We start from the raw sequence: 14262 nt of genomic DNA on the forward strand, positions 1-14262 counted from the left end.
ATACGGATCTCGTGGATTTTTTCAATTGTTCTTTTCAATCATAATTAGATATTTGCTGAACGGTAAAACATTGGAACCAATCCAGCCCGGACGCCAAAGAGGGCATCAAAGCCGCGGTACAGCACATTAAACAGCTCAATGAAGAGCACAGAAAAATACAATAAAAAGCTTCCGGCATCAAAGAGAGGTGCCGGAAGCTTTTTTTGCTGAAAAGGAATCAATAAAGGCCCGTAATGCACAGCTCATATATGAATCCTTCCGCGTGACGAATTCCGTTTTCATCATGCTGAAAGATTCGGGAATGGTCCATATCCGAACCGCGCCTAGTGCGGCGTGCTGAGTAATTACGCTTCGCGGGAGCAGCGTAATGCCGAGCCCCGCTGTCACTCCCCCGATAATCGCTTCAAGGGTGCCGAATTCCATAATGGCCGGATGCGCCGTTCCAATGGAATGAAGCCACCGCTCTAATGTGTCACGATACGTGCAGCCCGTGCTGTACACAAGAAGCGGCTTTTTTACCGCTTCTTCTATAGCGGTGACGGCAGCGGGAGTCACGACAACGGCTTCTTCTTCAAAGGCCGGGATGGAGTGCAAATCCGGATGATGAAAGTGACAGCCGATAAATGCGCCGTCCAATTCATAGCGAAGAACTTTATCGGTTACATATTGTGTATGTCCTGTCGTAAGGGACAGCTCCACATCAGGATACCGCTCATAATAAGAGGCTAAAAGTTTTGGCAGCCTGACGGCGGCTGTTGTCTGGGTGGAGCCGATCATAAGCGGTCCGCTCGGCTTGTCTGTTGAAGCGAGCGCCATTTTGGCTTCTTCTATCAGACCGACGACCTGATCCGCATAATGGAGGAGCACCGTGCCGCTTGAAGACAGCGTCATCCCGCGGTTATGGCGGAAAAACAGCTCGGTTTTCAAATCTTCTTCCAGCTGGCGGATTCTGGCCGTCACGTTTGACTGCACATAGCCGAGACGCGCAGCCGCCTTTGTAATGGAACCTTCACGGGCCACCATCTGAAAAATCCGCAAATCTCCGCTTTCCATTGTCATCTCTCCCTCTTTGCTATCATTTTTTGTGATATGAAACATCTTTAACAATCATTATACGAAAATGCACATCTCCATTACAATAAACATATCAGCTGATGAACATCGAACGTAAGAGGAGAAGAAGCCATGAATTTACAACATAAAACGGCACTGGTCACAGGCGGCGGTACAGGAATCGGAAGAGCGGCGTGCCTTGCCTTAGCAAAACGGGGAGCGGCTGTTGTCATTAACTATTCACATTCAAAAACGGAAGCGGAACAAACGGCAGAATTCATAATAAAAGCAGGCGGACACGCGATGACCATTCAAGCGGACGTTTCTATAGACAAACAGGCGAGAGACATGGTGAACGAAGCGGCCAGCCGATTCGGAAGCCTTGATTTACTCGTAAATAATGCGAGCATCACCAGACATATTCCGCTTCATGATTTGGAATCTGCAACGAAAGAAGTATGGGATGAATTATTTGGTGTCAATGTAAACGGGATGTTTCATTGCGCCAGAGCGGCAGCGCCTCATATGAAAAAGCAAAAGTCAGGTGCTATTGTGAATGTCGGGAGCATCGCCGGCCTGACGGGAGCGGGTTCTTCCCTTCCGTATGCCGTTTCCAAAGCGGCCGTGCATGGCCTGACAAAATCATTGGCCCATGCGCTGGCGCCGGACATCCGTGTATGCTGTGTCGCGCCCGGAGCCGTTGCAACAAGATGGTGGACGGGGCGGGAAGAGACGATGTACCGGCTTGCCGGAAGCCTTCCGCTGGAACGGATCGCCGCTCCGGAAGATATCGGAGAACTGATTTGCTCTGTGCTGGAGCAGGAATCACTGACGGGACAAATCATAACAGCCGATTGCGGCCAGACGATGTGACGAAAGGAGAGAGAAATGTGCCGTTTGTACAGATCCATTTACAGAAAGGAAAAAGCGGACTTTGGCTCAAAAAAATGAGCACTGTTATTCACACCGCCATGACGGAGATGATTGATGTTCCGCATGATGACTATTTTCAAGTGGTGCATCAGCACGAAAAAGGGGAGTTTTTCTATGATCCGTCATATCTTCAAGTCGAGCGGAGCGATGAACTGATGTTTATCCGCTTTACTTTGAAAAACTCCAGAACAACTCATCAGAAACAAGCATTCTATCAGCATTTGGCTGACCGGCTGCACGAAAAGCTGGGCGTCAGAAAAGAAGATGTGTTTATCGTCCTCTCAGGCAATGCGGCGGAAGACTGGTCATTCGGAAACGGGGAGGCCCAGATGATATAAAAAAATCCCGCGGCATCCGCGGGATTTTTCTTTGTTAAACGGCTTTCGCCTTTTCTTCTTGTTTGCCTGTCTTTTTGTTTGTCAGTTTAATTGATTTAACAAACAGCGTGAGGATCAATCCGGCAGCGATAAAGGCCAGGCCTGTGAAAAACACGCTGTGAAGCGAATCCATCAGTGACGTTTTCAAAACCGGCACGATATGGGAAGAAAATGCGGCCGGAATCTGCTTAATCGATTCCTGGCTGAACAAGGATTGAAGCAGCCCTTCAGGATTCTTGTCAATCATACCTTTAAACTGGGCGGCAAAGGCACTTGCCTGTTTCGGGAGTGAGTCTAAGTAAGGCACCAGTCTGTCGGTTAAAAGGCTTCCTGATCTGGCATTCATGACAGCGCCGAGCACCGTAATGCCGAACGTTCCCCCGATCATCCGGAAAAATTGGCTTGAAGAGGTCACAACACCCAGCTCTTCTTTTGAAAACGTTTCTTGCAGAGCGAGTGTGAGAAGCGGCATGACGAGCCCCATTCCCAGACCGATCACGGCCATATAGCATGTAGCCGCGAGCTTGCTTGTATCCAGCTGCAAAGTCGTTAATAAGAAGAAGCCGACGGCCATGATCAGCATGCCGATCATGATTTGCGGTTTAATACCGATCTTATAAACCAACTGGCCTCCGATAATACTTGTGATAATCATAGATACCATCATCGGCGTCATAATCGTGCCGGACGCGGTGGCGCTGACTCCGATAATTCCCTGCATAAAGAAAGGAACGAACGTAACGGCGCCGAACATGCCGATACTCATGAAAAAGCCGATCAGATTCAGTACGGTAAACGTTCTGTTTTTAAACAGGTACATCGGCAGAATCGGTTCTTTTGCTTTGATTTCAGCGAAAATGAATCCGACAATCCCGGCAAGTGCAAGCGCAAAGAGACCGAGAATCTGCCAAGAGCCCCATGCGTAATCCTTTCCTCCGAAGCTGAGCGCGAGGAGGAGGCTGACGATTCCGACGATCATTGTGAAAATGCCGGCGATGTCAAAGTTAATCGGCCCGGTCTGTTTTCTGCCTTGAAGTCCTCTTGCGATAAAGATCACGGCTAAAATTCCGACAGGCAGGTTGATGTAGAAAACCCATTTCCAATTTAATGAGTCAACAATCCAGCCCCCGATTTGCGGGCCGATCACGGAAGCAAGCCCGTAAATCGCTCCGAAAAGCCCTTGGAACTTGGCACGCTGTTTCCCTGTGAACAAATCCCCGATGACGATCATAGCCATCGGCATCATGACACCGCCGCCGATTCCCTGAAGTCCGCGGAAAATAATCAGTTCCGTCATGTTGCTGGCCATTCCGCACAGTGCGGAAGCTCCCATAAAAATCAATAAACCTGATACATAGACGACGCGGCGCCCCAATAAATCTGCAAGTTTCCCCGCAATCGGAACGATCGTCGTCGAAGTTAAAAGATATGCCGTGGTCAGCCACGTCATCATGCTTAATCCCCCGAGGTCACCCACGATTTTAGGAATCGCCGTTCCTACGATGGTGCCGTCAAGGGCTGAGAAAAACATGGCGATAATTAAGCCGGTTATTAATAATGTGCGTTTTGGATCTTTCTTTTCAATGCTCATGTTTCGGCAGCTCCTCTTTTCTATTCGTTTTCTTTTTGATCAGCCGCGTATTTCTCGGCGGCTTCCGCTACTTTGCGGATGATGTTCACGGACTGAATCAGTTCATCGTCAGTCAGAACGGATAGGTTTCGCGCCAGTATCGCTTTCCGTCCTTCCACAACATCTTCGAATTTTGTTTCGCCTTTTTTGGTGAGGCTGATGTCGATGACGCGTCTGTCCTGCTGGTTATGTTTGCGGACGATAAGTCCTTTTTGTTCGAGGCGGTCGGCCATCAGCGTCACTGCGCTCGGCTTTACCTCCATGCGTTCCGCAATTTCGGAAACTTTGCAGCTCCCGTGTTTTTTCAGGCTGGCTAAAACAAATAATTGGGCAGGCGTCACCTCGTGTTTTGCCATGCTTTCCACCATTTCAGGCTGTATGTTTTGCAGCAGCGTCTGAAGAGATTTCTGGATGTCAGACACATATTGATCCGCGTTTTTCATAACTCCTCCTCATCTTGTTCCTCGAGAAAATAATTAACATTAGTTAAATATAAATAAGGATTAATGACAAGTCAATCTTTTTGTGCAAAAATAAAAAAAGGATTGATGCTTGTCGAAAACATCAAACCCTTCTTCGTTTTACTGCTGGTAGGGAGACTGCTGCTGAATGGTCTGCCGGAACTTCTGATACGATTGCTGAAGCTTTTGGGTATCGGCTGCTTCAATGGAATACCAGCCATTTTGAAACATCACATCGTATAATCTTCTTTGCGCTTTTTGTGACTCATCGAAAATCGCCTGAATATCTTGATAAAGAGACTCGTGGCTGAACTCGTGCAGGGCTGTGCAATATGAAGCCGTGATGTATTTTTCCGTCGTCAGCAGCTCATTCACCAAGTCTCTGTCATTCATTTGCGCCGTATTGGGCACGGGCGTTTGCGGATTCGTGATTTTTTGGTTTTGCTGTTCCATGTATTGTCCTCCTATTGCATATAGCCTGTTGTTGTCTGTCCGCCTTGATCGGGGTTCAAGCGGCCTAATATGTGCTGATAATGCTTCTGATGCATCCGGCCGATCTGATCAAGCTCTTGTTTTAACGTCTGATTCTGGCAGTGTTCCGCCATAAAATGCGCTTTTTTCATGGCAAGCAGATTCCAGTTCAGCATGTCCTCAAGATACAAATGGTCTTTCGTTGAGATGACGGCAGGCGGCAAGTTTCCGTGCTGCTCTTGGTTGTTCATATAAACGCCTCCTTCAATTCTGTTCTTTTTAGCTTTCTCTGCGATCGGGATTTCATACAGATAAATTAAAATAACCACGATTTGCAGCAGAGACATCAATATTTACAATAAAAAAAGACACTATCAGAAGAATAAACCTTCGGATAATGCCTGTTCATGTTAACAGTTCAATATATGCGAAAGTCAGCAGCGGCACTAGGATTGGACTTCAGCTGCCGGTTTATTGTCTAGATCAGTGCCGGCTTTTCTTTCGGTTATTTTTATTTTTGGTAAAAGAAAAGCAGAAAATACTCCGGCAATTAATAGTATAAGCCCTGCGAAAAATACACTGCGAAGAGAGTCCATTAACGCTGTCTTCAGTATCGGTATGATGTGCTTTGCTATAGAATGCGGAAATTGTTCGAATGAATCAGAACTGAATAGCCTCTGTAGCAGGACTTGAGGATTGCTGCTGATCAAGTCTTTGAGATGAGTTGCCAATGCGTTTTCTTGTTTTGGGAAATTGTCTAAAAAAGGAACTAATTTATCGGTTAATATATTTCCTGACTTGGCATTCATCACTGCTCCCAGAATCGTAATTCCAAACGTACCTCCGATAGAGCGGAAAAATTGGCTTGACGAAGTAACCACGCCGAGCGTTTCTTTAGAGAAACTCTCTTGAAGTGCCAGAGTAATAATGGGCATAACAAGGCCCATACCGAAGCCGATGATAGCTACATAAGTAGTTGCAGTTAATTTGCTGGTGTCAGCTTCTAATGTGGATAATAAAAAATAGGCAAAGGATATGATTGCCATCCCCGTGATAATCTGAGCTTTAATGCCGATTTTAAAGACCAGCTGCCCGCCTATAATACTGGACATAATCATTGCGACCATCATCGGCATCATGATTGTCCCGGACTCTGATGCACTCATGCCGATTATTCCTTGCATGAAGAAAGGGACGAAGGTGATTGCTGCAAACATCCCAATACTCATAAAGAACCCTATTAAATTTAGGAAGATAAAAGTTCTGCTTTTTAGAAGATGTATAGGCAGAATTGGTTCTTCAGCTTTTTTTTCTGCAAATACAAAACTAATAATACTTATAGTGGCCAAAGCTAACAGACAAAATGTCTGCCATGATAACCAGTCAAATTCTTTTCCGCCGAAACTGAGTGTAAGCAGCAAACAGACTACACCCGTAATCATTGTAAACATCCCGATGAAATCAAAATGAATCGGACCCGTGTATTTTCTGGCCTGCAATCCCATCGCAATAAAGAACACAGCTACCATTCCCACGGGTAAATTGATAAAAAATACCCAATGCCAGCTGAAAGAATCTACAATCCATCCCCCAATTTGCGGTCCGATTACAGAAGCAAGAGCGTAAATACCGCCAAATACGCCTTGAAATCTGGCACGCTGTTTGCCTGTGAATAAATCTCCAATGACAATCATAGCCATCGGCATCATAATGCCTCCGCCAAGACCTTGTAAACCTCGAAACACAATTAATTCTTTAATATTATCAGCCAAGCCGCACAGTGAAGAGCCAATCATGAATATAATCAGCCCGGCCACATATACTGCCCGGCGGCCTAATAGATCTGCAAGTTTTCCAGCGATCGGAACGATGGAGGTAGATGTTAATAGGTAGGCCGTAGTCAGCCAAGTCATCATGCTCAGGCCGCCGAGATCTCCTACAATCTTAGGCATAACCGTTCCTACGATTGTTCCGTCTAGAGCAGAAAAAAACATGGCTATAATAAGTCCAATTAATAAAAGTGTACGTTTAGATTTTCCTGTTGAATCCACTTGAAGGTTCCCTCTTTTCATATGTTTCGAGCATAGTGATTCTTCAAAATTAGGTGAATGGATAACTCAGGCAGGTCCCTTCTTTAAATTCCGTTAGGGAAGAGAAGCCATCTTTAAAAATGAAGGATCGTAAAGCTATTAGAAAGAAATAATAATGCTTTGGAGGTATGTTTGTGAGGCAAAGATAAATTCAGCAGAATTAACATTTTGAAATTCTGCTTTTCCTTCTTAATAGATACGTTCAATAAACTGAATTATCAATTTTAAATATAAGCCATTGTAAATTATAAATCAATTATCTTTTAAGGAATATTTTCAAATTATAAGGGGATAAAGAAATATAAATTAAAAGTTTTTCGGGGCAAAATTTAACGAAGAAGCGGAATTATAGCTCGAAAACTCAATTTAAGAAGTAGTGATTTTTATTGACTCTTTTTGTGACTCATTAAAACCGTTTGAATATCTTGATAATATAATACATTGCTTTGACATCAGAGTCTGTATGGATATATGAACTGATATCTTGGCAATTTGCATAGCTTTTGTGTTTTAGCTTTCTCTGCGATCGGGATTTCATACACGAATAAAAGAAAAAGGAGGGAGTTCATCCTTGCTGCGGAGCATATGTTTATTTTTGTCGAAAAATAAAATGCTTACAAAATTCGCCCAGGCTTACGGAATCCGCTTCGGTGCGGGAAGGTTCGTTGCAGGGGAAACACTCACGGAAGCTGTGAAAACGGTAAAGCGGCTGAACCAAAAAGGGCTGTCGGCTTCGATTGATTATCTAGGTGAATATGCGGGGTCAGAGAAGGATGCGAAAAGGACGGCGGAAGAATGTAAAGAAGCAATCAGGGCGATTGCCGAGAATCAACTGGATTGTGAGCTGTCGCTGAAATTAACATCCATCGGTCTGGATATTTCCGAGAAACTCGCGGAACAGCATGTCAGAGACATATTGACGGAGGCAAAAGAACGCGGCGTGCCTGTAACGATTGATATGGAGGACTATTCAAGATGCGGCCGTACGCTTGAGCTGTATAAGCGGTGCAAGCCGGATTTCCCGATGCTCGGCACCGTCATTCAGGCTTATTTGTACCGCGCAGCTGAAGACATCAGCGGTCTGATGCCATACAAGCCGCGGCTCAGGCTTGTAAAAGGCGCTTATAAAGAATCGGCGGCCGTTGCATTCCCTGATAAAAAAGCAACCGATCTTCATTTTCAGCAGCTGATTAAGCTGCAGCTTTTGAGCGGCCATGAAACGGCGGTGGCGACACATGATGATGACATCATTTCTTATACGAAAACACTCATCAGCAAACATCAGATTCCCCGGGAGCAGTTTGAATTCCAAATGCTGTACGGCATCAGAACGGAGCGCCAGAAGGAGCTTGCCGAAGAAGGATACAGGATGAGGGTGTATGTCCCGTACGGAACCGATTGGTACGGGTACCTGATGAGAAGAATTGCCGAGCGCCCGGCAAATGCGGCATTTGTGCTGAAAGGGATCTTCAAAAAATAACGGCTGCTCCAAAAAGCAGCCGCAGCATGTTATTCCATGTTGTCTTTTTTATATTGCTGATTTTGGCTCGTCCGTTTGCCGCCGCCGTATTTTTGCTTCGGTCCCGCATTTCCTTTCATGCTGGCCGCGCTCACTGCGGCAGAAGACGGATCTTTTCTCCCTCGCACCATTCCCTTCACCTCCGGGTTTAAGTTTCCCGCCCGCGCCACGGAACATGCGGAAGCAGAAAAATTTAAAAAAATTCCATATTTGCTATTGAAGTCATCCTGAAAATCTTTTAAGATGTAAGAAGAAAAGGGTTTCATTTTTTTTGCCGAAAAAATGAATGACTATTCATTCAAAGTTCAAGGGGGATGACTCATGCACAAGTTTATAAAGAAAGCAGCCGTTCTCGGATCAGGCGTCATGGGGTCCGGAATTGCCGCGCACTTGGCTAACATCGGAATTCCCGTCCTGCTGCTTGATATTGTGCCAAACGAGCTGACAAAGGATGAGATGAAAAAAGGGCTGACATTAGAAAGCCCGGAGGTCCGCAGCAGACTGAGCCGATCGGCCATGCAAAAGCTGCTGAAGCAAAAACCGGCGCCGCTGACTTCGGCTGCCAATCTCGACTATATAACGGCGGGGAATTTGGAAGATGACGCAGCTCAATTGAAGGATGCTGATTGGATTATTGAAGTCGTCGTCGAAAATCTTGACGTAAAAAAACAGATTTTCTCAATCGTTGATGAATACCGGAAACCGGGAAGCATCGTGTCGAGCAATACGTCCGGTATCTCCGTCACAAAAATGGCGGAAGGCCGATCTGCCGATTTTAAAGCTCATTTCTTAGGAACCCATTTCTTTAATCCGGCCCGCTACTTAAAGCTTCTGGAAATCATTCCGATTCAGGAAACAGATCCTGACGTGCTGGAGTTTATGACTTCATTTGCAGAAAACACGCTCGGGAAAGGGGTCGTCATCGCAAAAGACACGCCTAACTTTATCGCCAACCGCATCGGTACGTACGGCCTGCTGGTCACGGTAAGAGAAATGCTTTCTTCCGGCTGCCGCATCGGCGAGGTGGACACGGTGACCGGGCCTTTGATCGGCAGACCGAAAAGCGCGACCTTCAGAACCCTTGACGTTGTGGGGCTTGATACTTTCGCCCATGTGGCAAAAAATGTGTATGATAAAGCCGACGGCGCTGAAAAAGACATGTTTAAGCTTCCTGAATTTATGAATGACATGTTGAAAAACAATTGGCTGGGCAGCAAATCAGGCCAAGGTTTTTACAAAAAAGAAGGTAAAACAATATATGAACTCGATCCGCTGACCATGACATACGGTGAGCGCTCGAAAATGAAGACGCCCGCTTTAGAAGCCGCCAAACAGGCAAAGGGTGCCAAAGGCAAAATGAAAGCGCTTATATACTCTGATGACCGCGCCGGACGCCTGCTTTGGAATATTACATCGCAAACACTCTTGTACTCAGCCCGGCTTTTAGGTGAGATCGCTGATGATATCAAAGCGATTGACGACGCCATGAAATGGGGCTTCGGATGGGAGCTCGGACCGTTTGAGATGTGGGATGCCATCGGCGTCAGAAAATCAGCGGAGCGGCTCGAAGAAGAAGGCGCGGCACTCCCCGTCTGGGTGAAAGAAATGCTTGATCAGGGCCATGAAACATTTTATATGAAGGAAAACGGAACACCATTTTACTATTCAGACGGCCAATACAGGGCTGTGAAAGAAAATCCGAAACGGATCAGCCTGCAAACGTTAAAAGAAACAAAAGGCGTGATCAGTAAAAACAGCGGCGCAAGTCTGATTGATCTCGGCGATGATGTCGCGCTGCTGGAATTTCATACGAAAAGCAACGCGATCGGCTTAGACATTATTCAGATGATTGACAATGCGCTTGAGGAAACGGAGCGGAATTATAAAGGTCTTGTCATCGGAAACCAAGGCAGACATTTCTGCGCGGGGGCAAACCTTGCGATGATTTTGATGGAAGCTCAGGATGATAACTTTATGGAAGTCGATTTTGTCATCCGCCGTTTTCAGCAGACGATGCTGAACATCAAATACAGCGCTAAACCCGTTGTCGCGGCGCCATTCGGGATGACACTCGGCGGCGGCACGGAAGTCTGTCTCCCGGCGGCACGCGTTCAGGCGGCGAGCGAATCGTATATGGGTCTTGTTGAAACCGGCGTCGGCCTTATTCCGGGCGGCGGAGGAAACAAAGAGCTGTACATGAATTATTTGGACGGCGGAAGTGAACTGATGGACGCAGCGATTAAAACCTTCGAAACAATCGCGCTTGCCAAAGTGTCCGGTTCGGCACATGAAGCCCGTGATATGAAGATTTTGTCCGCGGCAGACCGTATCAGCATGAATCAGGATCACCTGCTGCACGATGCGAAACAGCTGGCTGCTTCCTTATATGACAGCGGATACCGCCCGCCTGCCCGCAAAAACGTGAAAGTCACCGGGGAAACCGGATGTGCGGCATTACTGCTCGGAGCAGACCAAATGAGACGGTCGGGTTATTTATCCGATCACGATATGAAGATTGCGAAGAAGCTGGCCCATGTCATTGCCGGCGGAAGAGTCCCGTTCGGCACGGAGGTTTCAGAAGAATATTTGCTCGAGATTGAAAGAGAAGCCTTTTTAAGCCTCGCTGGCGAGGCGAAATCTCAAGCGAGAATGCAGCATATGCTCGTCAAAGGCAAACCTTTACGGAACTAGGAGGGTGTTTATGAGAGAAGCAGTCATTGTGGCCGGTGCGAGAACCCCGGTCGGTAAAGCGAAAAAAGGATCGCTTGCAGCCGTTCGTCCTGATGATTTGGGCGCGCTTTGTGTAAAAGAAACGCTGAAACGGGCAGGCGGATATGAAGGAAATATCGATGACTTAATTATCGGATGTGCAACACCTGAAGCCGAACAAGGATTAAATATGGCGCGGAATATCGGTGCGCTGGCGGGGCTTCCTCATACGGTGCCGGCTATTACGGTGAACCGCTACTGCTCTTCCGGGCTCCAATCCATCGCTTACGGTGCTGAAAAAATTATGATCGGCGCGGGTGACACCGTCATTGCGGGCGGTGCGGAATCCATGTCGCAAGTTCCGATGATGGGGCATGTGACCCGCCCGAATATCGCTTTGGCGGAGCATGCGCCTGAGTATTACATGAGCATGGGGCACACAGCGGAGCAGGTCGCCGAAACGTACGGCGTATCCAGAGAAGACCAGGATGCATTTGCCGTCCGCAGCCATCAGAATGCCGCAAAAGCCCTTAAGGAAGGCAAATTCAATGACGAGATCGTGCCGGTTGAAGTATCGCTGACAGAAGTCGGTGATGACCATAAGCCGCGGAAAAAACAATTTATCTTTTCTCAAGATGAAGGCGTTCGTCCCGGCACATCAGCTGACGTCTTGGCGAAGCTCCGTCCGGCTTTTTCTAAAACGGGAACCGTGACGGCCGGGAACTCTTCACAAACAAGTGACGGCGCGGCGGCTGTCATGCTGATGGATCGCGAAAAAGCTTCGTCGCTCGGATTGGCGCCGCTTGTCAAATTCCGTTCCTTTGCCGTAGGCGGCGTTCCGCCTGAGGTAATGGGGATCGGTCCTATTGAAGCCATTCCGCGGGCGCTCAAGCTTGCCGGACTCGAATTACAGGATATCGGGCTTTTTGAATTGAATGAGGCCTTTGCTTCACAGGCCATTCAAGTCATCAGATCGCTTGGGATAGATGAAGAAAAGGTGAACGTCAACGGAGGCGCCATCGCGCTCGGACATCCGCTCGGATGCACGGGAACGAAGCTGACCCTGTCACTTATTCATGAAATGAAACGGAGAAACGAGCAATTCGGCGTGGTGACGATGTGCATCGGAGGCGGCATGGGAGCTGCCGGCGTATTTGAACTCATTTAAAAAAAGGGGGAAACGAACATGAAACAGGAAACGGTCAACGTCAAAAAAGGCGGCAGCTTTCTGATTGAAGAGACGGGATATGATCAAATATTCACTCCGGAGGACTTTACAGACGAACACAAAATGATCGGCAAAACGACCGAAGACTATGTCGTAAACGATGTGCTTCCTTATATCGATGAAATTGAAAACCATCAGTTCGAGCATTCGGTCAGACTGCTGAAAAAAGCCGGAGATCTCGGCCTCCTCGGAGCAGACGTGCCTGAAGAGTACGGCGGAATCGGCCTGGATAAAATCAGTTCAGCCTTCATTACGGAAAAGTTTTCACGTGCCGGCAGCTTTTCGCTGTCTTACGGCGCCCACGTCGGTATCGGCTCATTGCCGATCGTGTTCTTCGGAACGGAAGAACAGAAAAAAACCTATTTGCCGGACTTGGCTTCAGGACAAAGAATCGCGGCATACGCCTTAACTGAGCCCGGTTCAGGTTCAGATGCCCTCGGCGCGAAAACCACGGCTGTTTTGAATGAAGCGGGTACACACTATATTCTTAACGGAGAAAAGCAATGGATTACAAACTCCGCCTTTGCAGATGTCTTTGTCGTCTACGCTAAAGTGGACGGAGATAAGTTTTCCGCATTTATCGTAGAAAAGAACTATCCGGGCGTGTCAACGGGACCGGAAGAGAAAAAAATGGGGATTAAGGGTTCATCGACAAGAACGCTGATTTTAGATCAGGCGGAAGTCCCAAAAGAAAACCTTCTCGGCGAAATCGGAAAAGGCCATGTCATCGCTTTTAATATTCTGAATATCGGGCGCTACAAGCTTGCCGTCGGCACAATCGGCGCTTCAAAACGGGTGATTGAGCTGTCTGCCGCTTATGCAAACCAGCGCCGGCAATTTAAAACGCCGATCTCAAGCTTCACGCTCACTCAGGAAAAGCTTGCGACGATGTCAGCTCGGCTTTACGCGATGGAGAGCTCTGTATACAGAACAGTGGGCTTATTCGAAGATAATATGAGCAGACTGACGGAAGCGGAGCAAAAAGACGGACGCGAAGTCGCGAAGTCAATCGCCGAGTACGCGATTGAATGCTCGCTCAACAAAATGTGCGGTTCTGAAACGCTTGATTATATTGCCGACGAAGGCGTTCAAATTCACGGCGGTTACGGATTTATGCAGGAATATGAAGTGGAGCGCGCCTATCGCGACTCAAGAATCAACAGAATTTTTGAAGGCACAAATGAAATCAACCGCCTGATCGTCACGAGCACGTTCCTGAAAAAAGCCGTAAAAGGTCAGCTGCCGCTCTTTGAAAAAGCAAAAGCGCTCCAAGAAGAACTCATGATGCTGATGCCTGAAGAGCCGGGCTCAGAACCTCTTGAACAGGAAAAATACATTGTCAGACAGGCGAAAAAGATCGCCCTCTTGACAGCGGGTCTCGCGGCGCAGAAATACGGCAAAGAGATCGAAGGCGAGCAGGAAATCATGGTGAACATTGCCGATATTGTCAGCGCGCTGTACGCTTTGGAATCAGCCGTCCTCAGAACGGAAAAAGCAATTGCGGCGGACGGTGCCGAAAAAGCCGCGCAGAAGCTGTTATATACGGAAATCTTTGCCCAGGAAGCCCTTCAGAACATTGAAGCGCACGCCAAAGAATCACTGATCGCCATGGAGGAAGGAGATTCCCTCCGGATGATGCTTTCCGTGCTGCGCAAACTGACGCGCCTGACGCCGAAAAACCTCATTCAGAAAAAACGTGAAGCGGCAGCCGCCGTCTTCCGTGAAGAAAAATATACGGTCTGATCACATGCTGAAAGCGCTCCTTCATCAGGGGCGCTTTTTCATGAAGCA

At 47.4% G+C, this 14262-nt stretch carries 13 protein-coding genes and 1 pseudogene; 7 read left to right on the forward strand and 7 right to left on the reverse strand.

What is annotated here, in order from left to right:
- Positions 1–62: 62 nt before the first annotated feature.
- Positions 63–164: pseudogene (locus BZ167_RS20155) on the forward strand (DUF2573 family protein); the annotation flags it as partial.
- A 13-nt stretch (positions 165–177) separates the two neighbouring features.
- Here the strand turns inward: BZ167_RS20155 and BZ167_RS13840 are convergent.
- Complete coding sequence (locus BZ167_RS13840) at positions 178–1053, reverse strand: LysR family transcriptional regulator (RefSeq protein WP_012118393.1); 876 nt, start codon at positions 1051–1053, stop codon at positions 178–180.
- A 132-nt stretch (positions 1054–1185) separates the two neighbouring features.
- Between BZ167_RS13840 and BZ167_RS13845 the strand changes: the two genes are divergently transcribed.
- Both BZ167_RS13845 and BZ167_RS13850 read left to right on the forward strand, forming a co-directional pair.
- Entirely contained in the window at positions 1186–1926 is a 741-nt protein-coding gene (locus tag BZ167_RS13845) for an SDR family NAD(P)-dependent oxidoreductase (RefSeq protein ID WP_060674119.1), read from the forward strand.
- A 17-nt stretch (positions 1927–1943) separates the two neighbouring features.
- A complete protein-coding gene (locus tag BZ167_RS13850) occupies positions 1944–2324 on the forward strand; it encodes a tautomerase family protein (RefSeq protein WP_031378375.1) in 381 nt (126 codons plus the stop codon).
- Between the two features lie 34 nt (positions 2325–2358).
- Here the strand turns inward: BZ167_RS13850 and BZ167_RS13855 are convergent, their stop codons facing one another.
- The 5 genes from BZ167_RS13855 to BZ167_RS13875 all read right to left on the reverse strand — a co-directional run bounded on the left by BZ167_RS13855 (position 2359) and on the right by BZ167_RS13875 (position 6997).
- Positions 2359–3954 (reverse strand): MDR family MFS transporter, encoded by a 1596-nt coding sequence (locus BZ167_RS13855; RefSeq protein WP_007410079.1) that lies wholly within the window; start codon positions 3952–3954, stop codon positions 2359–2361.
- Between the two features lie 20 nt (positions 3955–3974).
- A complete protein-coding gene (locus BZ167_RS13860; RefSeq protein WP_003151828.1) occupies positions 3975–4436 on the reverse strand; it encodes a MarR family winged helix-turn-helix transcriptional regulator in 462 nt (153 codons plus the stop codon).
- Positions 4437–4574: 138 nt separating this feature from the next.
- On the reverse strand, positions 4575–4907 hold the full coding sequence (locus tag BZ167_RS13865) for a spore coat protein (protein WP_003151830.1): 333 nt from the start codon (positions 4905–4907) through the stop codon (positions 4575–4577).
- A gap of 11 nt (positions 4908–4918) precedes the next feature.
- Positions 4919–5176, reverse strand: a complete 258-nt coding sequence (locus BZ167_RS13870; RefSeq protein ID WP_015418171.1) for a hypothetical protein — start codon at positions 5174–5176, stop codon at positions 4919–4921.
- A 195-nt stretch (positions 5177–5371) separates the two neighbouring features.
- Positions 5372–6997, reverse strand: coding sequence for an MDR family MFS transporter (locus tag BZ167_RS13875; protein ID WP_060674121.1), 1626 nt, complete (start codon positions 6995–6997; stop codon positions 5372–5374).
- Positions 6998–7586: 589 nt separating this feature from the next.
- On the opposite strand from BZ167_RS13875, the gene BZ167_RS13880 reads away from it, so the two are divergent.
- Positions 7587–8495: a proline dehydrogenase family protein gene (locus tag BZ167_RS13880; protein WP_060674123.1), complete on the forward strand. Its 909-nt coding sequence runs from the start codon at positions 7587–7589 to the stop codon at positions 8493–8495.
- 29 nt (positions 8496–8524) lie between these two features.
- Here BZ167_RS13880 and BZ167_RS13885 read toward each other — a convergent pair whose 3' ends face one another.
- On the reverse strand, positions 8525–8665 hold the full coding sequence (locus BZ167_RS13885) for a YuzL family protein (RefSeq protein ID WP_003151836.1): 141 nt from the start codon (positions 8663–8665) through the stop codon (positions 8525–8527).
- Between the two features lie 190 nt (positions 8666–8855).
- On the opposite strand from BZ167_RS13885, the gene BZ167_RS13890 reads away from it, so the two are divergent.
- From BZ167_RS13890 to BZ167_RS13900, 3 genes are read left to right on the forward strand one after another with little or no spacing between them, the layout of a single operon-like run.
- On the forward strand, positions 8856–11225 hold the full coding sequence (locus BZ167_RS13890) for a 3-hydroxyacyl-CoA dehydrogenase/enoyl-CoA hydratase family protein (RefSeq protein ID WP_015418169.1): 2370 nt from the start codon (positions 8856–8858) through the stop codon (positions 11223–11225).
- A 10-nt stretch (positions 11226–11235) separates the two neighbouring features.
- On the forward strand, positions 11236–12411 hold the full coding sequence (locus BZ167_RS13895; protein WP_015418168.1) for an acetyl-CoA C-acetyltransferase: 1176 nt from the start codon (positions 11236–11238) through the stop codon (positions 12409–12411).
- 18 nt (positions 12412–12429) lie between these two features.
- On the forward strand, positions 12430–14214 hold the full coding sequence (locus tag BZ167_RS13900; protein ID WP_015418167.1) for an acyl-CoA dehydrogenase FadE: 1785 nt from the start codon (positions 12430–12432) through the stop codon (positions 14212–14214).
- Positions 14215–14262: the final 48 nt, after the last annotated feature.

It is taken from the genome of Bacillus sp. 275, from assembly GCF_001999205.1.
Lineage (GTDB): Bacteria > Bacillota > Bacilli > Bacillales > Bacillaceae > Bacillus > Bacillus velezensis.

Bases quoted from the DNA above. Each gene is read 5' to 3' on its own strand.
- BZ167_RS13840 (WP_012118393.1), bottom strand. From the start codon at position 1,053: ATGGAAAGCGGAGATTTGCGGATTTTTCAGATGGTGGCCCGTGAAGGT.
- BZ167_RS13845 (WP_060674119.1), top strand. From the start codon at position 1,186: ATGAATTTACAACATAAAACGGCACTGGTCACAGGCGGCGGTACAGGA.
- BZ167_RS13855 (WP_007410079.1), bottom strand. From the start codon at position 3,954: ATGAGCATTGAAAAGAAAGATCCAAAACGCACATTATTAATAACCGGC.
- BZ167_RS13860 (WP_003151828.1), bottom strand. From the start codon at position 4,436: ATGAAAAACGCGGATCAATATGTGTCTGACATCCAGAAATCTCTTCAG.
- BZ167_RS13865 (WP_003151830.1), bottom strand. From the start codon at position 4,907: ATGGAACAGCAAAACCAAAAAATCACGAATCCGCAAACGCCCGTGCCC.
- BZ167_RS13870 (WP_015418171.1), bottom strand. From the start codon at position 5,176: ATGAACAACCAAGAGCAGCACGGAAACTTGCCGCCTGCCGTCATCTCA.
- BZ167_RS13875 (WP_060674121.1), bottom strand. From the start codon at position 6,997: ATGAAAAGAGGGAACCTTCAAGTGGATTCAACAGGAAAATCTAAACGT.
- BZ167_RS13885 (WP_003151836.1), bottom strand. From the start codon at position 8,665: ATGGTGCGAGGGAGAAAAGATCCGTCTTCTGCCGCAGTGAGCGCGGCC.
- BZ167_RS13890 (WP_015418169.1), top strand. From the start codon at position 8,856: ATGCACAAGTTTATAAAGAAAGCAGCCGTTCTCGGATCAGGCGTCATG.
- BZ167_RS13895 (WP_015418168.1), top strand. From the start codon at position 11,236: ATGAGAGAAGCAGTCATTGTGGCCGGTGCGAGAACCCCGGTCGGTAAA.
- BZ167_RS13900 (WP_015418167.1), top strand. From the start codon at position 12,430: ATGAAACAGGAAACGGTCAACGTCAAAAAAGGCGGCAGCTTTCTGATT.